Here is a 22939-nt window from a genome sequence, read left to right as displayed (position 1 = left end):
CCTAGGAATCCACCGGCACACTGCGCGGAGCAGCGAGCGTTTCGATGCGATCCTCCCATTCTGCCGGATCCGCCACCTGGCCGCGCGTGAAATGACCGAGGAACTCACGGTTTCCCTGTCCCCCAACAACGGGAGACGGGGTCAGCGCACGTGCAACGAAACCGTGCTCGGCGGCGGAACGCACCACAATGCGCAAGGCTTCTGCATGCAGGCGGGGGTCGGTGACCACTCCGTCACGCACCCGCCCGACCTCAAACTGTGGCTTGATCAGCAGGATCACACTGGCATCAGGAGCCGCGACCCGGGCAATCGCCGGCAGGATCAGGCTGAGCGAGATGAATGAGAGGTCCGCCACAACGAGGCTTGGCGGGGTCGCGATCCCGGTGTCTGCTGCCAGCCCCTCCGCCGTTAGGTCGCGGGCGTTGCAGCCCTCGACCAGGCGCACCCTGGGGTCATCTCGAAGTTCAGCTGCGAGCTGGCCGTGGCCAACATCGATCGCCTGCACCAGACTCGCGCCGCGTTCCAGGAGCACCTGCGTAAAGCCGCCCGTCGAGGCACCAAGGTCAAGCGCCTGTTGCTGCGCAGGGTCAACCTCGAAGGCGTCAAGCGCGGCGAACAGCTTATGGGCGGCGCGGCCAACGTAGTGGTCGCTGAGTGTGACAGCGATGCGGGATCCGGTGCCCACTTTGACGCCCGCCTTCGGGGCGACGGCACCGTCAAGCTGCACATGCCCCGCGTGGATCAACTCCGCCGCTTGGCTGCGTGATCTGGCGAGCCCGAGTTCGGGAAGCACCCGGTCGAGCCGTTCCGCCTCGCCCTGCCAGAGGGCTTGCTTGGCGCGGTTCTGCTCAGCGCGATTCTGCCCGGCTTGATCTTGCTCAGCTTGATCTTGCTCAGCGCGATCCTGCTCAGCTTGATCCTGCTCAGCTTGCACCGTGGTCGCCTCGTTGCAGCTCGGCAAGGAGTTCGTCGTGCAGCTGCTCGAAACCCGCGGCCCGCTGGCTCAACGGCTGCGCTTCGATGAGTTCGATCCGTCCCAGCAGCCCGTCTTCTGTTTCGCTCATGTTCCCAGCCTAGTCATCCAATCTACCAACTGCGGTGAGCGCCCACCTTAGCGACGAGTGCCCACCTTACCCGCGTGCAGGCTTGGTGGGCACTCGAGGGATTGGTGGGCACTCACCGAATGGCGGGGGCGGGATCCGGGGCGGATCAGCGCCAGTGATCCCGGTACAGGATCTCTGGCACCTCAAGACCGTAGATTGCAAGGCCCGAGGCCCAGATCGCGGCGCAGCCAGCGCGCAGTAGATTGATCGGCGAATCACCCTCGTTAACAACAACCGCAATGTGGCCATTCATGCGAACCCTGGCATTGCCAACCTGCACCGAGCCATCACGCAGCGTCTCGGTGGCGGGATACGGCTCATGCAGTTCGGCGAGCGAGGCGACGATATAGTCGGGCTGCATATCGCGGGAGGCGGCGACGAGCTGCTTCGGGCGGTCCACCCCGGTGAGCACGTGCAGCGACGGGATCCCCGCGGCGATCGCGCCCTTCATGTCGGTGTCGAGACGGTCACCAATCATGAGCGCGTTTCGCGTGCCGAAGCGTTCAAACGCGGCCTCAAAAATCGGAGTTTCGGGCTTGCCGGCGAAGACGGGAAGCCGCTGCACCGCTGTGTGCACTGCCGAAACGAGCGTGCCGTTGCCGGGCGCGAGCCCGCGGGCGACCGGAATCGTCCAGTCGGTGTTGGTCGCGATCCAGGGCAGCGGATCCTGACCCGGCACCTCGGCTAGCGCGAACGCGGCCTCCGCCAGGTCCTTCCATCCAACCTCGGGATCGAAGCCTTGCACCACCGCGGCGGGTGAATCCTCTGCGCTCCGCGTATACCGAAACCCAGCCTTTTCGAGTTCGTCGGTCAGCCCGTCGCCGCCAACGACCAGCACGAGGGAGCCCTGGGGAAGCGTTTTGGCCAGTAGCGCGACCGCGGCCTGTGGCGAGGTCACCACGTCGGCGGGCTCGGCCCGCAGACCGAGACTCTGCAGCTGTTCGGCCACGACGCGGTCGGTGCGGGAGGCGTTGTTGGTGATGTAGCCAACGGGAACCTCAGAACGGTTCAACTGCTCGACGGCGCCCGGGATCGCTCCCGGGCCTCGATACACCACCCCGTCGAGGTCAGCGAGCAGCAGTTCGCGCCCACTCACGGGTGAGGGATCAAACAGCGGCTTCTTGCTCCAGAGCGCCACTACTTCGCCTCCCGTTCGTTACCGTCCTGCTCCGTGGTGGTGGGCACGGTATCGGCATCTACACTGTCGGCGATGCCTGCTTCGGCGAGAAGTTCGTCGACCTCGTCTTCGATGGACTGGGCCGCGTCCGAGTCTTCGGCGGTATCCTGCGCAGATTTTTCGGGGGAGAAAGCATCACTTTCTCCCAATTCTGCGCTGGCGCCACCGCGCCAGCGCTCGCGAGTCGCAGGATCCTCGTGTTCCGAATCGGTCACCTCATCAGCGGGTGCGTGCTCCTCCTCCGGCTCAGTCTCGAAGATCTCAAAAACCTCGAGTTCGTCGAGGGAGCCGACGTGATCCTGCACCGCGTTTGCGGCTTGCTCAGAACGCTGCTGCCACTCGGCGGCCTCCCGCGTGCGCCCAAGATCCTCGAGCACGGCAGAGTAGGCACCAAACAGATGAGAACTCCAGGAGAACGCCTTCGCGGGGTTCAGTTCCGGGATCTCCAACTCGAAGAGTGCCTGCTGAGTCTGTCCGAGGTCAAGGCGTGCGCCAGACATCGCGATCGCGAGGTGCACACGCTGCTCCGTATCGAGCGCTGAGGTGTCAGCCGCGAGGCCCGTCTCGATGCCCTTTTCAGGGCGCCCCAAACCGCGCTCGCAGTCGACCATCAACGCGACGTGGTTGTCGAGGCCGCTCAGGCGACGGTAGGTGCGCAGCTCCCGCAGTGCAAGCGCGAAGTCGCCCGTACGGTACGCGGTGATCGCGAGTGTTTCGCGAGTCACCGGGATCCTGCCTGCGCGGCGACTCGCGGAGAGCGCGTGCTGGTGAGCGAGTTCGGGATCCTCGTCGATAAGGAACGCGACCATCGCGAGGTGCCTCGCAACACGCTCCTGCACGTCAACCTGCAGGGTCTTCAGTTCGTTGCGCGCTGCGGGGTGCAGATCGCGCGGCTGGACCTCTTCCGGGAGCACCGGATCGTCATGCTCGGCGCGGACTGGGCGTAGTTCGTGCTGCAGTCGCTCCGCCTCGGTGAATTCGCGCGCCGCGCCGCCGCGGTCGCTGCGGCCGCCGCCGCGCGTGCCGCCGCGACCGTAGGGGGCTTGGCTGCTCCGGTTGCGTGCTCCGTCACGGCGCTCCGGGCGTCCGCCCTCGCGGTGCGGCCGATCACTGCGGTCGCTGCGGTCGCTGCGGTCGAAGGAGCGCTTCGGACGGTCGTCACGATCGAAGGAGCGCTGAGGCCGGTCGTTACGGTCATTACCGTGGTTACGGTCGAAAGACCGCTTCGGACGATCGTCACGGTCATAAGCGCGCTGAGGCCGATCACTACGGTCGTACCCGCCGCGCTGACCGCCGCGGTCCTCACGCTGCGGCCGATCGTTGCGATCGTAGGAGCGCGCCGAACCACCGCTACGATTATTGCGATCAGACGAGCGCGGTGGGCGGTTATTCCATTCGTATCCATCTCGCTGACCGCCGCGATCGTCACGCTGCGGGCGGCCGTTACGGTCGTAAGACCGCTTCTGCCTGTCGCTTCGATCGTTACGGTCGTAAGATCGCTGGGGTCGATCGTTACGGTCGTACGAGCGCTGCGGCCGATCATCGCGGTCGTACGAGCGCTGCGGCCGATCATCGCGGTCGTACGAGCGCTGCGGCCGATCATCGCGGTCGTACGAGCGCTGCGGCCGATCGTTGCGGTCCTGGCCGCCACGTCTGCCGCCACGGTCGTAACGCTGGGCGCGATCGTTGCGATCATAACGATCATTCGAGCGCTGCGGCCGATCACCGCGTCCGCCGCCGCCAAAACTCTTCCGCGCTCCTCGCTCGTTTCGGTCTCGGGGGTCGCGTTCTGAGCGGTCGTTCCGCTGTGGACGGTCGTTCATGTGGTGTCTCCCGAGCTGTAGCTGTATAGATAAAGGGTCGTAAAATGCGAAAAGGGGCTGCGCAGTAAGTACCAGCAATGGTATCTACTACACAACCCCTTTTCTAAAGGTTGTCCGGCGGTGTCCTACTCTCCCACAAGGTCCCCCTTGCAGTACCATCGGCGCTGTCAGTCTTAGCTTCCGGGTTCGGAATGTGACCGGGCGTTTCCCTGACGCTATAACCACCGTAACTCTATTGACATGTCCCCGACCCACAGGCCGGAAAGCCCGTACGTCAAGAACCACAAAGTGGACGCGAATACATCGTTACACAACAATCTATGCTTACATTCCCCACTACAAGTGGGGTGAAGTCAAGTCTTCAGCTTATTAGTACCAGTCAGCTCCACACCTTACAGCGCTTCCACATCTGGCCTATCAACCCAGTCATCTACTGGGAGCTTCACACGATCAAGTCGTAAGGAAATCTCATCTCGAGGCCGGCTTCCCGCTTAGATGCTTTCAGCGGTTATCCATCCCGAACGTAGCCAACCAGCCATGCCCTTGGCAGAACAACTGGCACACCAGAGGTTCGTCCAACCCGGTCCTCTCGTACTAGGGTCAGATCCTCTCAAATTTCCAACGCGCGCAGAGGATAGGGACCGAACTGTCTCACGACGTTCTAAACCCAGCTCGCGTACCGCTTTAATGGGCGAACAGCCCAACCCTTGGGACCAACTCCAGCCCCAGGATGCGACGAGCCGACATCGAGGTGCCAAACCATGCCGTCGATATGGACTCTTGGGCAAGATCAGCCTGTTATCCCCGAGGTACCTTTTATCCGTTGAGCGACAGCGCTTCCACAAGCCACTGCCGGATCACTAGTCCCGACTTTCGTCCCTGCTCGACCTGTCAGTCTCACAGTCAAGCTCCCTTGTGCACTTACACTCGCCACCTGATTGCCAACCAGGTTGAGGGAACCTTTGGGCGCCTCCGTTACTTTTTAGGAGGCAACCGCCCCAGTTAAACTACCCACCAGGCACTGTCCCAGAACCCGATCAGGGTCCGTAGTTAGATATCCAATATGACCAGAGTGGTATTTCAACAACGACTCCACACAAACTAGCGTCCATGCTTCACAGTCTCCCACCTATCCTACACAAGCCACACCGAACACCAATACCAAGCTGTAGTAAAGGTCACGGGGTCTTTCCGTCCTTCTGCGCGTAACGAGCATCTTTACTCGTACTGCAATTTCGCCGAGTTCACGGTGGAGACAGCTGGGAAGTCGTTACGCCATTCGTGCAGGTCGGAACTTACCCGACAAGGAATTTCGCTACCTTAGGATGGTTATAGTTACCACCGCCGTTTACTGGGGCTTAAATTCAAAGCTTCACCCCGAAGGGTTGACCTCTCCTCTTAACCTTCCAGCACCGGGCAGGCGTCAGTCCGTATACGTCCACTTGCGTGTTAGCACGGACCTGTGTTTTTAGTAAACAGTCGCTTCCCACTGGTCTCTGCGGCCACCACACCCTTTCCGGAGTAAATCCGTATAAGTGGATGGCCCCCCTTCTCCCGAAGTTACGGGGGCATTTTGCCGAGTTCCTTCACCATGATTATCTCGATCTCCTGAGTATTCTCTACCTGACCACCTGAGTCGGTTTGGGGTACGGGCAACAGCAAACCTCACGCCGATGCTTTTCTTGGCAGCATAGGATCACCTGCTTCCCCTTAACGGGTCCGCATCGTATCTCACCCAAAGCCGAAAACTATTCATAAACGACGGGCTACATACTTACACCGGGACAACCATCGCCCGGCACAGGCTACCTTCCTGCGTCACACCTCACGCTCACCACCCGAGTCCGGGTTCGCAGCCGCCACCCCACATCACCCGAAGGATCCATGAAGTCTTGGATTGCTTAGCACTACTCGTTAGGTCTTTGACGGTTTACCGCCGGTACGGGAATATCAACCCGTTGTCCATCGACTACGCCTGTCGGCCTCGCCTTAGGTCCCGACTTACCCAGGGAAGATTAGCTTGACCCTGGAACCCTTGGTCTTCCGGAGGACGGGTTTCTCACCCGTCTTTCGCTACTCATGCCTGCATTCTCACTCGTGTAGCATCCACGGCTGGTTCACACCGCCGCTTCACTCGCCACACGACGCTCTCCTACCCATCCATACGGCTGGACCACGAAGGCCTACCTGATATATGAATGCCACAACTTCGGTGGCGTGCTTGAGCCCCGTTACATTGTCGGCGCGGAATCACTTGACCAGTGAGCTATTACGCACTCTTTCAAGGGTGGCTGCTTCTAAGCCAACCTCCTGGTTGTCACAGCAACTCCACATCCTTTTCCACTTAGCACGCGCTTTGGGACCTTAGATGGTGATCTGGGTTGTTTCCCTCTCGACAATGAAGCTTATCCCCCACTGTCTCACTGCTGCGCTCTCACTTACCGGCATTCGGAGTTTAGCTGACGTCAGTAACCTTGTAGGGCCCATCGGCCATCCAGTAGCTCTACCTCCGGCAAGAAACACGCAACGCTGCACCTAAATGCATTTCGGAGAGAACCAGCTATCACGAAGTTTGATTGGCCTTTCACCCCTATCCACAGCTCATCCCCTCAGTTTTCAACCTAAGTGGGTTCGGTCCTCCACGCGCTCTTACACGCGCTTCAACCTGGCCATGGATAGATCACTTCGCTTCGGGTCTAGGACATGCGACTCAATCGCCCTATTCAGACTCGCTTTCGCTACGGCTACCCCACACGGGTTAACCTCGCCACATATCGCTAACTCGCAGGCTCATTCTTCAAAAGGCACGCCGTCACAGCTACAAGGCTGCTCCGACGGATTGTAAGCAAACGGTTTCAGGTACTATTTCACTCCCCTCCCGGGGTACTTTTCACCTTTCCCTCACGGTACTAGTCCGCTATCGGTCATCTGGGAGTATTTAGGCTTATCAGGTGGTCCTGACAGATTCACACGGGATTTCTCGGGCCCCGTGCTACTTGGGATACACACCACGCAGTGCCACCATTTCGGATACGGGACTCTCACCCACTCCGGTCTGCCGTTCCAAGCAGTTCTCCTATAGCTACACATTCACGTCGAAAGGCCGGCAGACCTTCCAGGCATGTCCCACAACCCCAACCATGCAACCCCTGCCGGGTATCACACATGACTGGTTTAGCCTCATCCGGTTTCGCTCGCCACTACTACCGGAATCACATATTGTTTTCTCTTCCTGGGGTACTGAGATGTTTCACTTCCCCCGTTCCCTCTACCCGCCCTATATATTCAGGCGGGAGTCACCAGGTACGCACGCGCCCTGGCGGGGTTTCCCCATTCGGAAATCCTCGAATCACAGCCCGTTTATCGGCTCCCCGAGGCTTATCGCAGATTACTACGTCCTTCTTCGGCTCCAGATGCCAAGGCATCCACCGTTTGCTCTTATAAACTTGAAATCACATAAGTATCAGAAACACACACCCCAACAAGGGTGTGTGACCAATGAAATTATTAAGTATCTCAAGACAAGACAAAAAATTATCCTGTCTTGAAAGATGCTCGCGTCCACTGTGTAGTTCTCAACGTACGGTCGATCCCCGCATCATGAACAACACGTTCCATGACACAGAGTCCGAAGAAACAGTCCCCACACCAAAGCGTGGTGGCTGGGCCTTCAGGACCCAATAGTATGCACTCAGTAAAACCTCACCTCACACGCCCACATTTTCCAACCACACCCCGCAAAGGGCCCGGCGTACTCACACAGACGAATGAATCAAGACTTATCTTGTCAAATGTTCCACCCATGAGCGATGCGCATCACACATTCGGTGATGATCACACCATTCAGCAACCCCAAAGGGTTGAGTGCTCCTTAGAAAGGAGGTGATCCAGCCGCACCTTCCGGTACGGCTACCTTGTTACGACTTAGTCCTAATTACCAGTCCCACCTTCGACAGCTCCCTCCACAAGGGTTAGGCCACCGGCTTCGGGTGTTACCGACTTTCATGACTTGACGGGCGGTGTGTACAAGGCCCGGGAACGTATTCACCGCAGCGTTGCTGATCTGCGATTACTAGCGACTCCGACTTCATGGGGTCGAGTTGCAGACCCCAATCCGAACTGAGACCGACTTTTTGGGATTCGCTCCACCTCGCGGTATCGCAGCCCTTTGTATCGGCCATTGTAGCATGCGTGAAGCCCAAGACATAAGGGGCATGATGATTTGACGTCATCCCCACCTTCCTCCGTGTTGACCACGGCAGTATCCCATGAGTTCCCACCATAACGTGCTGGCAACATAGGACGAGGGTTGCGCTCGTTGCCGGACTTAACCGAACATCTCACGACACGAGCTGACGACAACCATGCACCACCTGTATAGAAGTGTCCAAAGAGTTGACGATCTCTCGCCCGTTCTTCTACATGTCAAGCCTTGGTAAGGTTCTTCGCGTTGCATCGAATTAATCCGCATGCTCCGCCGCTTGTGCGGGCCCCCGTCAATTCCTTTGAGTTTTAGCCTTGCGGCCGTACTCCCCAGGCGGGGAACTTAATGCGTTAGCTACGACACAGAACCCGTGGAACAGGCCCTACATCTAGTTCCCAACGTTTACGGCATGGACTACCAGGGTATCTAATCCTGTTCGCTCCCCATGCTTTCGCTCCTCAGCGTCAGTAACGGCCCAGAGATCTGCCTTCGCCATCGGTGTTCCTCCTGATATCTGCGCATTCCACCGCTACACCAGGAATTCCAATCTCCCCTACCGCACTCTAGCTTGCCCGTACCCACTGCAGGCCCGGAGTTGAGCTCCGGGTTTTCACAGCAGACGCGACAAGCCGCCTACGAGCTCTTTACGCCCAATAATTCCGGACAACGCTTGCACCCTACGTATTACCGCGGCTGCTGGCACGTAGTTAGCCGGTGCTTTTTCTGCAGGTACCGTCACTTTCGCTTCTTCCCTACTAAAAGAGGTTTACAACCCGAAGGCCGTCATCCCTCACGCGGCGTTGCTGCATCAGGCTTGCGCCCATTGTGCAATATTCCCCACTGCTGCCTCCCGTAGGAGTCTGGGCCGTGTCTCAGTCCCAGTGTGGCCGGTCACCCTCTCAGGCCGGCTACCCGTCGTCGCCTTGGTGAGCCATTACCTCACCAACAAGCTGATAGGCCGCGAGTCCATCCCCAACCGATAAATCTTTCCACCCACACACCATGCGGTGATAGGTCATATCCAGTATTAGACGCCGTTTCCAGCGCTTATCCCAGAGTCAGGGGCAGGTTACTCACGTGTTACTCACCCGTTCGCCACTCTTCCACCCAGCAAGCTGGGCTTCATCGTTCGACTTGCATGTGTTAAGCACGCCGCCAGCGTTCGTCCTGAGCCAGGATCAAACTCTCCGTAAAAAATTACATGCAACACCACGACGGAATAAGCCGAAAATGCTGCGAGTTCAACCTGACAAACAACAAACATCAATTACTGACGTTCATTCATATATTTGTCCAAAAGGAATCGCCATTCACCCACACAAAATGTGGATGGACGGGATTATAAAATTTGGCATTTGACAATCAAGTGCACACTATTGAGTTCTCAAGGACCAGACACCCCCGTACACACCCAACCGGGCTTCCGAAGAGCAACCTGTCTAACTTACCACACCCGCTTTGCTCCTGCAAATCGCTCCCGAAACAATGTCGGTCACGCTGCAAATTGACCTGATCTTACGACCGGGTTTTACGAGCTGTGAAGGCAAGTCTTGAGCGCATTCGAATCAGCGGGCCGCTTTCGCTTCCCGCTCCTTCGCGCTGACAAGGGATTACATTACGCGGATCCCGGGGTGCCCGCAAGCTGCACGACTCCCCGGGCGTGTCGCGCATCTCAGGCCATCGTGTCGAGGATCGCGGTCAGCTGTTCGAAGGTGGTCAGAGGGCTAATGATCGCGAACCGCGCGTTGGGACGACCCCTGTAAGAGCTCGGCACCACAAAAGCCTGCTGATCCGCAAGCAACTGATCCGACCAGCGTTTGTAGTCCTCACGCTCCCAGCCATCCCGCTCAAACACCACGACCGAAAGCTGCGGATCCCGCACCAGCGTGAACCCCGGGCGGGCTTCGATCTCCTCCGCAATCTTGCGGGCGAGCAGAATCGCGTGGCCGATCGCCTCTCGATACGCTGTGGCACCGTACGTCGCGAGCGAAAACCACAGCGGTAACCCACGAGGCCGCCGCGTCAGCTGCGCCGCGTAGTCAGACGGACTCCAATCGTCGGCCTCGGTGAGGGTGTCGAGGTATTCGGCATGCTGGGTGTGCGCCCGGCGCCCGGTCTCGGGATCCCGGTAGATCAGCGCGCAGGCATCGTAGGGCGCGAACATCCACTTGTGCGGATCCACGATCACAGAATCTGCAGCTTCCACCCCTGCGTAGAGGTGCCGGGTCAGCGGTGACAGCATCGCCGTGAGCCCGTAGGCGCCATCGATGTGCAACCAGAAGTCGTGATCCTGTTTGAGAGCTGCAATTCCTGCAACGTCGTCGACGATCCCGAAGTTAGTGGATCCCGTCGTCGCGACCACCGCGATCACCCGATCACCGTACTCCTCGAGCGCCGCACGCACCTCGGGGCCCCGCAGCACCCCGTCCTCGGCAACCTGCACGGCGACCACGTCAACATCCATCACCCGCGCCGCCGCCGCGATCGAGGAGTGCGCCTCGGCACTGCACACGATCACCCAGCGCCCAGAGGGTGCGTCACGATCCGCGAGCCGCACCCGCGCCTGTTCTCTCGCAGCGACCAGGGCCGACAGGTTGCCGATCGTGCCGCCCTGCACGAACACTCCACCCGCGCCGAGCGGCAAGCCAAACTCCGCGGCGAGCCAGGCCAGTACCTCATTCTCGGCGTGTACGACGCCTGCACCCTCAAGCCAGGATCCGCCGTAGAGCGCGCTCGCGGACACCACCAGGTCGAACGCGACCGCGGCTTTCGAAGGAGCGCTCGGGATGAAGGAGAGAAACTGCGGATGATCCGTCGTGATGCATGCCGGGGCAAGCACATGCTCGAATACGGAGAGGGCACGGGCAGCCCCGATCCCTCTTCGCTGATGGTGACGCCGGCGATCCGCTTCAGTTCTGCCGCCGTCGCCGCGTGGTCGAGCGGAGTGTTATCGGCCAGGATCCTGCGCCTGGAATAATCAAGCACCTGATCAACGATGCGACGGGTCTCATCAGACACCGAGTGCATGCGGGTGTGGGGCGATTCGGCGGTGTCGCTTGATGCCATCTCAGAACTCCTTACTTCGTTGCTCTGATCATCGCCGTTTGCGAGGCTCAGAGCAAGCGCACACGCCTCCCGCGAAGCAGTATTGCGGCGAGGCCTGGCGCGGCAGGTATTCCGGGAGCAGAAGGAACGCATGGTGCCACGGGAGGTTCAGTTTCCCAATGTCGCCAAGTGTCACCGCATACTCGTGCACCGCAGTTGCATCAGCGTCAAGGGAGCTCAATGTGAACCCGCCCAGCGCCGGCTGCAAATCGTCGCCGAGTACTGCGCGGACGGGGCATCAACCACCAACCCGGCTGAGTCACAACTGAGAGGGAACTGGTGCATGGGCCCTCGCTTGCAGCAGTGGCACACGCCGTGTTCACGAACTTCTCTTCATCCCCGTCCATAACCGCCTTCTCCTCATAGGCCGCACGAACTCAACGATCTCGCGCGCAAAAACCAAACCATCCTCCCGAGCGGTCAACTCGGGAGCTTTGGATATGCATGCAATAGCTGCGCCTTTGTTGGCACCACAATCGCGCAGGGCAACCTACGCAGGCGCAGGGGTGATCCCCGTAGAGAATGCGGGCAAGTTACGTAGCGCAGGAGGCCTTGTTCGTGCATGATCCCGACGAGAAAGCAGTATCTCGACGAGAAGCTATCAAAACTGCGTCTGCAGAGTGGCTTCTCGTCGAGATACTGGCTTCTCGTGAGCGAGATGGGCCGATCCGGAAATTTGGGGTGGGTATGACTTTGCCCCGGAGTCCTCACGGACCCCGGGGCAAACAGCCACTCTACTAACCCTCGGCAGGATCCGCGTCGCGGCGGCGACGTACCAGCCGCAAGGCGAACACCACACCACCAGCTAGCACGAGCAAGGCACCAGCCCCGATGGCGATGACCGGCAAGGTACCGCCCGTGAGCGCAAGCCCTGCGCCAGCCGCACCAGCACCCGCTCCGCTACCGGAAGCGTCGGTCCCATCGGTGTCTGCGCCCTGCGGATCGACCGTGCCGATCGCAAATGCGGAGTCAGTGAGATCCTCACCCGTGATGCTCACCGCAGTTACACTCGCGGTATTCTTCGCCTCTGGCGCGTTCGGATCCAGAATCTGCCAGCTCCCGGCCGAAACAACGGTCGACTGCGAGGCCCCCGGAGCCAGGCGCGCAACGGTGAAGTCAGCCGTGGGCAGCTTCGGATCCGTCACCACAACGTCAGTGATATCGGTGTCGCCGCTGTTTGTGACGGTAATCCGCCACCACAGCTCACTTCCGAAGGCACCGTTCGCGTGGGCGGTCCATCCCGTGCCATTCTGCAGGCAGTCGGATCCTGGAGCCACCACACAGGCCTCTTTCACAACCGTCACCGCGGTGGCGAAGTCACGCACGGTCACGGTCGCCTCACTGTCGGCGGACACCGTGGCGGTGGCACCACCCCGGGGGTTGGTGCCGGTCGCGGTCACAGTACCTCCGGCGCTTTCGAAGGCCGCAGCCCCGGTGCAAGTAATGACTTGGCGCTCCCCGGGCAGCATTTCTGCGAAGGTTGCAGCGCAGTCTTCCAGCGCGGGATCATCGACCATGACATCGGTGAGAGGAACTTGCCCCTCGTTGGTCACAATGATCCGCCAGAAGGGTTCGCTTCCCGGTTCCAACGCCGCCGCCTTTACCCAGCCACCGGTCAGCGGCTCAGCATTGGGGTCGCAGTCGTTGCCCGTGGAGCAGACCTCTTTCTCGACGCCAATCTGCACCAGCGGATCAACCGAAACGATATCGGCCGTGCTCTCATCGGTCAGATCTGCGTCGCCATACGGCGGTGTCGCAGTCACCGTCGCCGTGCTCGTTACCGTGCCGTCAACGGCTTCGACGGTGCACAGCTGGGAGCCCGAAGCACCCGCGGCAAGCGTCGGCAGAGTGAACGCGCAGTCTGGGTAAGCGGGGTTCTCAACAACCACTTTGCTGAGCTCCGTGTCGCCCGTGTTCTTCACAGTGACACGCCACACTCCGTCACCCTCGAACGGCACGGTTGTGCTGGAACTCCAGCCGCTCTCGCCAACAGGCGCATCGGGATCGCAGGATCCGACGGCCGGGTTGCACGATTCGATCACCAGCTCGACACCGGAGGTCGGCTTTTCCTCCACCACAACATCCGCGGAGGCGGTATCGCTCGCGGTCGCGCCGTTCACATCGGTCGCGCTAACACTCGCTTCGTTTGTAAACGAAGCGGTCAGTTCGTCTGAGTCACAGGTCACGCTGATGCTGGCACCGCGCGCGAGCGTCTGAGTGGGGTCGAGGGCGCACCCGCTCACAAGCGGGTCAGAGATAGATACCGAGGCAAGATCCGATTCGCCGGTGTTCTTCGCCGTCAGACGCCAGGTTGCCGAGTCGAAATACGGTTTGGTCGAGGTATCCGACCAACCGTCGGAACCGATCGGGGCGTCTGGGTCGCAGTCATCGGCGTCGCAGATTTCTTTCACGAGCGTCACCGCGGGCGTTGCCTCAGCAACCGTCGCAGTGGCCGTAGCGCTACCGGTCAGCGCGGGATCACCGTAGGGCGGGGTCGCTGTCACGGTCGCCGTATTGGTCATCGAGGCCGCAAGGTCCGCGTTCTCGCAACCCAACCTTTGGAAGGCCAACGGCGCCAGCGTGTCGATCGTGGCCGCGCACGCAGTGTTCGCCGCGTCTTGCACGACGACGTTCGTCAGTGTCGTGTAGCCAAGGTTCTGCACAATCACCCGCCATTTTGCGGTGCCCTCGAAAGGCAACGAGGCAGAAGTGGCCCACTCGGACGCATCGTCGGCTGCGTTCACATCACAGGTGTTCTCGGTTGCGTCACACACCTGCTTCACGATTCCCACATTCGAGAACGGCTTCGCGCCGACGGTTACCGAAGCGGTATCCGAGTCGGTGACCGTCACTCCAAGGCCCACGCCGGTCGCGGTCGCCTGATTGGTCAGTGCAGCACGCAATCCGGTCGAAGCGCAAGTTTTACTCGCGTGCGCGCCAACGGCGAGGTCGCCAATGGTGGCAACACAATCGCTCACCAGCGGATCGCTGATCGCAACATCGGTCAGCGCGGTCTGGCCGGTGTTAGTGACGGTGATGCGCCAGTTCACGGTTCCGTCATAGGCCACGGTCGCGCTGTCTGCCCAGCCGCCCCCGCCGACGGCAGCGTCTTCCGCGCAAGCGGTCGTCGTCGTGCAGACTTCCTTCACCACGGAAATGTCGGGGGTCTGGACGAGACCGAAGCCCACCTTGGGTGCTTCCGTGGGAGCGATCGGTGTCGGGGTGGTACCCGCAACATACGCCCGGGTAGACACCGTGTTCCACGCGACCTTGTCGGCAGAGGTGAAATCGGCGGCGTTCATCGACACGATGAACTCGGCAACCGTACCCACCGGCGACGAAGACGCCTTCGTGAAGCGCAGCCCGGTCACGGTGCCCAGTTGCGCGGGTGCCGTGGTGCTCCATGTCGGATCACAGCCAGGGTTCGTGGCCATCACCTCGGGGCGACAGGGGTTCGCCGCCGTCGAGTAGGCGACGGTCCACCCGGAAGGCACCGTCACCGCGGTGAGCGACGGGGTCATCGTCGAGCCACGTGAAGCCTGATTACCGACTGTGTAAGTGTCTCCGATTCTCGGCAGCATGTCGTAGAGGGTGACGTCTTGCAGCGCGGCAGAACCGGTGTTTGCCCAGGTGACCTTGAAATCAGCGCTGCCCGTGCCGTCGGCCGCAACCGCGCTGGTGCCGGGCGAGCCCACCCAGGCGGTCTCTTCTCCGCCGCGGACCATCTTCGTGGTGGTCGAAGACGGGATCGGCCCCGTTACGACGATGTAGCCAGTCTGGTGGCAGATCGTCGTCGGCACGCCCACCGGACCGATGATTCCGGTCGTATCGACGAAGATGTCATTTGCCGCGGCAACGGCGCCGTCGGGCGTCGAACCACAAGTCTGGAATGTCGTACCGCCCTCATATCCCGTATATACGTCATATGGGTAGACGCCAGCCTCGGCCCCCGAGTTCCCGGCCAGCCGGAAGCTGCTAAAAGTAGCGGCACCATTTAACTTAGCGAAGGTGCGTCCGGTGCCCTGCCAGTCATTTCCTGATGCAATCGGAGTAGTACCCAGTGACCAATTGAAGGGCCCCTCTGGGAGCACCCACACCGTCCGGGCCTTTCCCTCCAGCGCAGGATCGGAGGTCACGAAACCGCTGGTAATACCCATCGAGACGGCCCCACCCGTCGGTGTGGTCGAAACGGTCGGGGCCGCTGTGACCGCCGCGGCGGTGTAACCGCGCAGGATGTAGCCCGTCACAGAACTACCATTGCCGTAGGACACAGGCATTGGCGTCCCCGCGTATGCGGCCTTACCCCAAACAGTGTTGCGCAACTGCTGTACCTCAGTGCGACCCTCGAGCGAGGCATCAATCGTGCCGTACACGTAGTAATTGGCCCACGAGTTGCCCCCCTCGTGCGACCCCTCAATAGTGATGCGGGAGATCTGCCCGCCTGCTTTTGGAAGCACGTCCTGACCAATCAACAGGGGCTTCATTTCAGAAGTGTCGTCCACGTACAGCAGCGTGAGGGTCTTGCCTGTGTCGGTGCCTGCGGGAGCGCTCGGAAAGGCGGGATCAGAACCGACGGCGATGCGAGAAACATGAAATGCCGGGTCGGAGCACGTTGCACTGGCGCTCCCAGAAGAGAGGATTCCGCCAGGAACGGTGCTGGTGAGGCAGGGCAAAACGTCAGTGAGCGACCAGTCGATCGGGTTGTCATCTTGCTTAATGCTCAGCGTGTAACGCACTTCCTTGTTGCTCACCGCTTCGGTGACAAAGCCAGTCTGCAACGAGGTACTGCCACTGAGACCAGTGGGGAGATTTCCCAACGCAGACTTAGATAACAGAGACCCAACGGAGACGGTCGAAGACACGTTCTTAGTTACCGTGCTGGGCTTACTCTCGACGGCGCCTGTGCCAACCAGCTGGTAGGAGATCGTGGCCGTGTTTGCGATCGGTGTTTTGTCCGCTACGGAATCTTTCACGCGCGCGTTGATGTAGTAGTACTTGCTGCCATTCGTGGATTCGGTGGTCTCGATCGTCAGCGTGCGCGTCGCCGCATCATAGGTGTGCGGCACCCCGGCGGGCTCGAGGCTCACAAAATCAACTTCCGGCGGCAGCACATCGACGATCTTGCGGGTGCCCGGAATAGTACCCAGGGAGCCAACCGTACCTGTACTCGCCTCGGCCATAAACACCTGCCACCGCAGAGCACCACCCGGCGTAGGGGTCGAAGGCAGAGTCTTGGTAATACGCACTGCGGGCGTGGCGGTCACGGTATAGAGCGCCGGTGCCGCCGTCACCGCTGAAAAATTCGAACCCGACACCGTCGGCTGCACTGGAAATTGGAAGCCATCGGGCGTCGTCACATTCGGCGAGTTGAAGGTGAGCTGAATGCCGACCGCGGAACCATCTGAGAGGATCGGCTGCTTCACCCTGATGACCCACTGTCGACCCGCAGTGTCTTTCTCCACCGCGGCGTCAACGAGGCCCGGAACATCACTGTTCACCGTCGCTGTCCACGAGGCAATGCCCGATCCGCCAAGCGCGGGGTCAGGATCATCCGGCCACGGAATCGTGATCACCGCGTCGTCACAGCTCGCGGCCGTGGGGCTCGCGCACGAAAATGAGAAGAGCGCGGTGAAGGGGGCACCGGACTTCTGGGTGGTCAGCCCCGTGGCACCAAACTCCATCTGCACGGTGGAGGTCTCGCCTTCAGCAAGCGCGGCAGGCGCTACCGTGAAAAAGGATGTGAGTGCCACCAGGGCGGCGAAGATTGCCGTCCCGATGCGGCGGACTGATTTTTGCATGCTGAGTTTCCCCTCGTGATTCGTGTGCATCAGAGCATGGGGCTTTCCCATATCTCCGCTAAGCGTCCTTGGGCACTCCCAAGACACGTATTCGGCGAGACAAGCCAGCAGGTGCCGACCGGAAGACCATCATTGGCACACACATAGTTCAAGAATTGATTGTAGAGCCGACACTAATAAACTAGAGCCGACTACCGCATGTATCCGTGTATTCGCATACAAGATACGTAGAAAACCGATCAATTTCAGTACTAAAAAAAACGCGTACTCAGTAGAGTCCGGGTCACCAGAAGCAAGTTGCGAGGGAGAGGGTGCATCTCGCAGACAAATCAGTGCGGGGCCCGCACGGTAGCGTCATTGTGTATTCGTCCAGGCAGGTGAGCAAATGCGCGAACCGGTCAAGATGTCCGTGCGCTTGGAGAGGGCAAAGCCGCGGATCCCAAATGATCCGCGGCTCAACGCCGTGATTGGCGCCCCTGTGCGGGTGAGGTGTTTCCAACCAGCCCCGCACACTAGTTACTGTCGCCCAGCCATCGCACTCACAAGCTCGTAGACAACATGACTTGCCGCCACGGCAGTAATCTGCGCGTGATCATAGGCGGGTGCGACCTCAACGACATCGGCTCCAACGATGTTCAGATCCGCAAGCCCGCGGATCATGCGCAACAGCTCGCGGCTCGTGAGTCCGCCTGCCTCGGGTGTGCCGGTGCCAGGAGCGTGTGCGGGGTCAAGAACGTCAATGTCGATGGAGATGTACAGTGGTTTGTAGCCGACACGCTCGCGGATCTTGTCGAGTGCGGCAGGTACACCATTCTCTTCCACAAACTCGGTTGTCACGATCTGGAAACCCAGCTTGATGTCGTCTTCGAGGTCGCCCTTGCCGTAGAGCGGACCGCGGATCCCGCCGTGCATGCTGGCGGTGAGGTCGATGAGTCCCTCCTCCGATGCGCGGCGGAAGGGGGTGCCGTGCGTCATAGGTGCACCGAAGTAAGTGTCCCAGGTGTCGAGGTGAGCGTCGAAGTGCAGCACCGCAACCGGCCCGTGCTTCTTGTTGATCGCACGCAGGAGGGGAAGCGCGATGGTGTGGTCGCCGCCGATCGTGACGATCTTGTCGACCCGCTCCCCCAGCTCTGTGGCCGCTTCTTCGACCTGACTTACGGCTTCTTCGAGACTGAAGGGATTCGCCGAAATATCGCCGGCATCAACGACCTGCTTGAGCGCGAAGGGCGACACATCCTGCGCAGGGTTATAAGGGCGGAGCAGCCGCGAGGCCTCGCGCACGTGGCTCGGGCCGAAGCGAGCGCCCGGACGGAAGCTGACGCCACTGTCGAAGGGCACACCGACCACTGCGATGTCGGCGGACGGGACGTCCTCGATCCGCGGCAGCTTCGCAAACGTCGCGATGCCCGCGTAGCGAGGTGTGAGGCTCGCGTCGACGGGCCCCTGAGGAGTGTGTGCTGACATGTTGCTGTGTCCTTTCGCGGATCTAAATTAGTTCTGTGTTCATAGAAGTCTGGCTAGGAGAAATCAACGGTTGAGCGAGCAAAGCGAGTCGAAACCCTTGATTCCAGCTCGGCAAGCCTCGCTCAAACGGCGGGACGCGCACCCAGTGGCGCGACCTCTAAGCTGCGACATCACTGCCAGGGTAGTTCACGGGATCCTCCGGCGCTCCAGCAGTCAGTAGCGCAACGGCATTCTGTGCCTGGATCCGCACGTACTCAATCTCGGTGCGCGCGGAAAAATAGGCGATGTGAGGGGTGAGTACGACGTCGTCGCGGTTCAACATGGGATGATCCGCGGCCGGCGGCTCCTGCTCAAGCACATCGAGCGCCGCCCGCCAAGGTGCCCAGCATCGAGCGCGGCGGCAAGCGCCGCATGATCAACCAGCGCCCCGCGAGACACGTTCACGAGCACTGATCCGCGCGGCATCACGGTCAGGAACTCGGCGTCAACCATTCGTTCGGTCTGCGGGGTGAGCGGAAGGTGAAGTGAGAGAACGTCGGAGGTGGCCCGCACCTCTTCGAATCCGGCACGGCGAACCCCGAGCCCCTCAAGTCGCGCCTGCACCTCTGGGGTGTCGGGCAGCATGGGATCATAGCCTATGACCTCGCCGAAAAGAGGAGCGGCGAGCCTCCCGAGCTCGCGCCCGATCTTACCGAGGCCGATGATTCCAAGAGTTCTTTCACTCAAGCGCGGTGGTGCCGTGGCGGCCCGATCGTTCCAGGTATCGGGCTTCGCGGCGTCGATGTAGAAGCTCAGCTGGCGCACGCTCGCAAGCAACAGGGCGAGCGCGTGGGTCGCGACCTCCTCGGTCGCCGCCCCCGGCACGTTGGTCACCCAGATGCCGTGCTCGGTCGCCGCGTCAATGTCGACGTAGTCGAAGCCCATGGACATGAGGGCGATGAGTTTGAGCTCGGGAAGGGCCTCAATCATTTCGCGAGACACCGATGCATAGCCGGGAAGCAGCACGCTCGCGCCCTGCGCGCCCGCAATGATCTCCTCGGGGTCGCGCGTGCCAAGCACCCGCACTTCATAGCCGTTCGCCTCAAGCAGCTGGATCCCCGCGCTCGGGTCGGTGTCATCGACGTCGGTGTAGACCGCAAGCGGCCGCGCTGTAGCGTTCATGGATCAAGTCTCCTGAGCGGTTACGAAGGTGGACTGGTCGATGTGGATCAGCTGCAGGCCTCCGGCTGCCACAGCAGCAGAGACCGCAGCGCCAAGCTCCGCCGCATTCGCGACCCGCTGCCCGGTGCCGCCGAATCCCGCGGCAACGGCCACCCAGTCTGGCTGCACCAGGTCGACCCCCACGGGCGCGATCCCCGCGTCAATCTCATTCTGTTTAATCTCCGCGTAACCGCCGTTGTCGACAACGATCACGGTGACATCTTCGCGCTGCTCCACCACGGTGATGAACTCGTTCATCGAGAACATCAGCGCGCCGTCGCCGGTCACCACGAAGGCGGGGCGATTGGGGGCCGCGATCCTGGAACCAAGCGCAGCTGGAAGCCCGTAGCCGAGCGTCGCGTAAGTCGCCATATACGGCGTCGAGTTCGGCTCGGCCACCCGAAGCGTGTTGAGCAAGCCCCAGTAGGCGATCTGCGAGGAGTCGGTCGCCACGATTGCGTCGGTGGGCAACGCGCTCGCAATCGTCTCCGCGAGCAGGGTGTTCACGGCCGAAAGCTCGAGGGACTCGGCCCGGACGGCCGCGCGAATCTCGCGCACTCGGGCGGCTGTCGCCTCGGTCACGCTGTCCCGCTCGGAGCGATCCTGTGCCTCCCGACTCAGCTCATCCCTCAGCGCGCCCAACACCGCGGCAGCATCGCCTACAAGCCCTAGATCGACCCGCAGGTTCTTGGAAATCTGTGAGTCGAGCAGGTCAACGCGGATCACGGTGCCGGTCGCGGAAAGCCGCGGCACCCAGAGCTCGGCCTCGCCAAGCTTCGAGCCGACAATCAGCAGCACATCGGCGTCCTGTGCAACACTGCGCCCTGCGGAGAGGCGCAGCGCGGACCCTACGGCGAGCGGGTGCAATTCAGCGAGCACACCCTTCGCGTTGAGCGTGGTGACGACAGGGGCATCGAGACGCTCGGCGAGCACGCGCAGCTCGGCAGCGGCTCCTCGGGATCCGCCACCAGCCAGAATCGCGGGGCGCTGAGCGTTCGCGAGCAGCGCCGCGGCCTCAGCGATCGTGGCCGCCTCGGGTAACTCAGGCGCGGCGAACCTGCGGGGCGCGGTTGCCGAGGCGGGCAAATCCGTCACCTCTTCAAGCACGTCGAGGGGCACCTCGATGTATACGGGACGAGGCCGAGTCGTAGCGAACATCTCAAAGGCATCGTGGATCGCGGCGACGGCCTCTTCGGCGGAGCGCACGCGGCGCCCCCACTCGACGATGGCTGACGCAGCTCCGAGCTGGTCCTTCGTCTCGTGCAGCGTGCCAACATCGGCGAACTCCGCTCCGAGCGCGGGCCCGGGTGAAAGCAGGAGCATGGGCCGCGACTCGCAGTACGCGGTGCCGGCAGCCGAGAGCGCGTTCAGCAGCCCCGGCCCGCTCGTCGTCACGACGATGCCGGGCAGTCCGGTCTGCAGCGACCAGCCATCGGCGCCATAGCCCGCACCCTGTTCGTGGCGCGTCGTGACCGGGCGGATCCCTAGGGATCCAAGAGGTCGGTAGAACTCGAGGTTGTGGGTACCGGGGATACCAAAAACCACGTCGATGCCGTAGCCACGAAGGGCCTCCATCATCACCCATCCGGTGGTGCGCTTGGTTTCGGTTTCCATGTTGCTCCTCAAGTTCGTGGTGGTTCGGGATCCGGCCCCCAATCGCGCATGCGCCAGGGAGCCGGACCCCGAGCCGGTCACTTGTCTGTCTCTTCCACGTCAGCGACACCCACCGCGGTCGTATCCGTGCGGGCTTCGAACGAGCCGGTCACCGGAGCCATATCCGAGTGCTGCGGCGCAAAACGAACGCCAATGAAGGCGGCGATCGTGAGCAGACCGAAGAAGCCGACGACCGACCAGAAGTTACCGCCCGTGGCGATCAGCAGCAACGAGGCAATGGCGGGCGAGAGGCCACCCCACACCGCAGCTCCCAGACCGTAGGAAAGCGACATTGAGGTGTAGCGAGCCTGCGGGCGGAACATCTGAGCCATCAGAGTGGACAGTGGCGCCCAAGCTCCGCTGAGTGTGACGCGAATCAGGATCACAAACAGCCAGATCAGCGCGACATTCTTCGCCTGAATCGAGAGCACCAGCGGGATGATCACGAGGAACGATGGGAAGATGCCGAGATACATGACCTTCTTAGGCCCGATCTTGTCACCGAGCGCGGCAAGCGGAAGCGTGACGAGAAGCTCGATAAACGCCGCGACGGTCATCGCGCCGAGGATAATCGACTTGTCGAGGCCAATCTCGGGGGTGTCCGCGTAGTTCTGCACAAAGGTCGTCGCGATGACGTAGCCACCGGAGGACATTGCGATAATGCAGAAGCCGAGCAGAATCGGGAGCCAGTTGTTCTTGAGAGCGAACAGGATAGGAGTCGACTGCTTCTTGCCCTCGACCTTTTCTTCAAACACCGGGGTCTCTTCAACGCGGTAGCGCACCCAGAAGCCAAAGCCGATCAACACAATACTGAAGAGGAAGGGCAGGCGCCAGCCCCAACTCATCAGAATTTCATCGCCCATTGCAGATAGGATCCAGAACGCACCGGATGCCATCAGCGCACCGATCGGGTTCCCAACCTGAGTGAAACCACCGTAGAACGTCTTCCACTTCGGCGGTGCGCTCTCAACCGACATGAGGCTTGCGCCGCCCCATTCGCCACCGACCGCGAGCCCCTGCGCCATGCGGCACAGGATCAGCAGAATCGGACCCCATATACCGATCGTCGCATAACCGGGGAGGACACCCACGAGTGTCGTGGCGACGCCCATGAGCACGAGTGTGAAGGTGAGCGCAGGTTTGCGGCCGAGCTTGTCGCCGATGTGGCCGAAGATGATGCCGCCGAGGGGCCGCATGAAGAAGGCTACGGCGTAGGTGCCAAACGACGCGAGGGTCGCGAGCGCCGGATCGAGATCCTCGGGAAAGAAGACGTGCGGAAAAATGATCGCCGCAGCAGTCGCGTAGACGTAAAAGTCGTACCACTCGATTGAGGTGCCGACGAGGGCTGCCATGCCCCTTTGAGGGCGCGTTTGTGGGTGTTGGGCGGTGCCGTTGTGGCGGTAGACATATGA

The 22939-nt window shown here is 61.1% G+C and carries 10 protein-coding genes, 3 rRNA genes and 2 pseudogenes; 1 reads left to right on the top strand and 14 read right to left on the bottom strand.

What is annotated here, in order from left to right; genetic code table 11:
- Position 1: 1 nt before the first annotated feature.
- The 4 genes from G7067_RS05480 to G7067_RS05465 all read right to left on the bottom strand — a co-directional run bounded on the left by G7067_RS05480 (position 2) and on the right by G7067_RS05465 (position 3194).
- Positions 2–793: a TlyA family RNA methyltransferase gene (locus G7067_RS05480; RefSeq protein WP_166325809.1), complete on the bottom strand. Its 792-nt coding sequence runs from the start codon at positions 791–793 to the stop codon at positions 2–4.
- A gap of 130 nt (positions 794–923) precedes the next feature.
- Positions 924–1064 carry a hypothetical protein gene (locus G7067_RS05475; RefSeq protein WP_166322578.1) on the bottom strand — a complete coding sequence of 47 codons (141 nt, stop codon included), beginning with the start codon at positions 1062–1064 and terminating at the stop codon, positions 924–926.
- A gap of 145 nt (positions 1065–1209) precedes the next feature.
- Positions 1210–2241: an HAD-IIA family hydrolase gene (locus G7067_RS05470; protein ID WP_166322576.1), complete on the bottom strand. Its 1032-nt coding sequence runs from the start codon at positions 2239–2241 to the stop codon at positions 1210–1212.
- Positions 2241–3194 carry a hypothetical protein gene (locus G7067_RS05465; RefSeq protein WP_244301280.1) on the bottom strand — a complete coding sequence of 318 codons (954 nt, stop codon included), beginning with the start codon at positions 3192–3194 and terminating at the stop codon, positions 2241–2243. The genes G7067_RS05470 and G7067_RS05465 overlap by 1 nt, the downstream gene beginning before the upstream one ends.
- Positions 3195–3230: 36 nt before the next feature.
- Between G7067_RS05465 and G7067_RS05460 the strand changes: the two genes are divergently transcribed.
- On the top strand, positions 3231–4073 hold the full coding sequence (locus tag G7067_RS05460; RefSeq protein WP_166321095.1) for a hypothetical protein: 843 nt from the start codon (positions 3231–3233) through the stop codon (positions 4071–4073).
- A 142-nt stretch (positions 4074–4215) separates the two neighbouring features.
- Here G7067_RS05460 and rrf read toward each other — a convergent pair.
- From rrf to G7067_RS05415, 10 genes and pseudogenes are all read right to left on the bottom strand, one after another.
- Positions 4216–4332: ribosomal RNA gene (gene rrf, locus G7067_RS05455) — 5S ribosomal RNA — on the bottom strand.
- Between the two features lie 120 nt (positions 4333–4452).
- Positions 4453–7555: ribosomal RNA gene (locus tag G7067_RS05450) — 23S ribosomal RNA — on the bottom strand.
- Positions 7556–7978: 423 nt separating this feature from the next.
- A 16S ribosomal RNA gene (locus G7067_RS05445) occupies positions 7979–9501 on the bottom strand.
- Together the 16S, 23S and 5S rRNA genes form the textbook arrangement of a ribosomal RNA operon.
- A 478-nt stretch (positions 9502–9979) precedes the next feature.
- Positions 9980–11373, bottom strand: a pseudogene (locus tag G7067_RS05440) (pyridoxal phosphate-dependent decarboxylase family protein).
- Between the two features lie 776 nt (positions 11374–12149).
- Entirely contained in the window at positions 12150–17210 is a 5061-nt protein-coding gene (locus tag G7067_RS05435) for a DUF7617 domain-containing protein (RefSeq protein ID WP_166322574.1), read from the bottom strand.
- Between the two features lie 516 nt (positions 17211–17726).
- Positions 17727–18674: an agmatinase gene (gene speB / locus G7067_RS05430; RefSeq protein WP_166322572.1), complete on the bottom strand. Its 948-nt coding sequence runs from the start codon at positions 18672–18674 to the stop codon at positions 17727–17729.
- 157 nt (positions 18675–18831) lie between these two features.
- A complete protein-coding gene (locus tag G7067_RS14170) occupies positions 18832–18996 on the bottom strand; it encodes a hypothetical protein (protein ID WP_244301374.1) in 165 nt (54 codons plus the stop codon).
- A gap of 18 nt (positions 18997–19014) precedes the next feature.
- Positions 19015–19835, bottom strand: a pseudogene (locus tag G7067_RS05425) (NAD(P)-dependent oxidoreductase); the annotation flags it as partial.
- A 3-nt stretch (positions 19836–19838) separates the two neighbouring features.
- Positions 19839–21488 (bottom strand): thiamine pyrophosphate-binding protein, encoded by a 1650-nt coding sequence (locus G7067_RS05420; protein ID WP_166322570.1) that lies wholly within the window; start codon positions 21486–21488, stop codon positions 19839–19841.
- 77 nt (positions 21489–21565) lie between these two features.
- Positions 21566–22879 carry an MFS transporter gene (locus tag G7067_RS05415; RefSeq protein ID WP_166322568.1) on the bottom strand — a complete coding sequence of 438 codons (1314 nt, stop codon included), beginning with the start codon at positions 22877–22879 and terminating at the stop codon, positions 21566–21568.
- Between the last annotated feature and the right edge of the window lie 60 nt (positions 22880–22939).

It is taken from the genome of Leucobacter insecticola, from assembly GCF_011382965.1.
Taxonomy (GTDB): Bacteria; Actinomycetota; Actinomycetes; order Actinomycetales; family Microbacteriaceae; genus Leucobacter; species Leucobacter insecticola.
This window is presented reverse-complemented; position numbering and strand designations above follow the sequence as displayed.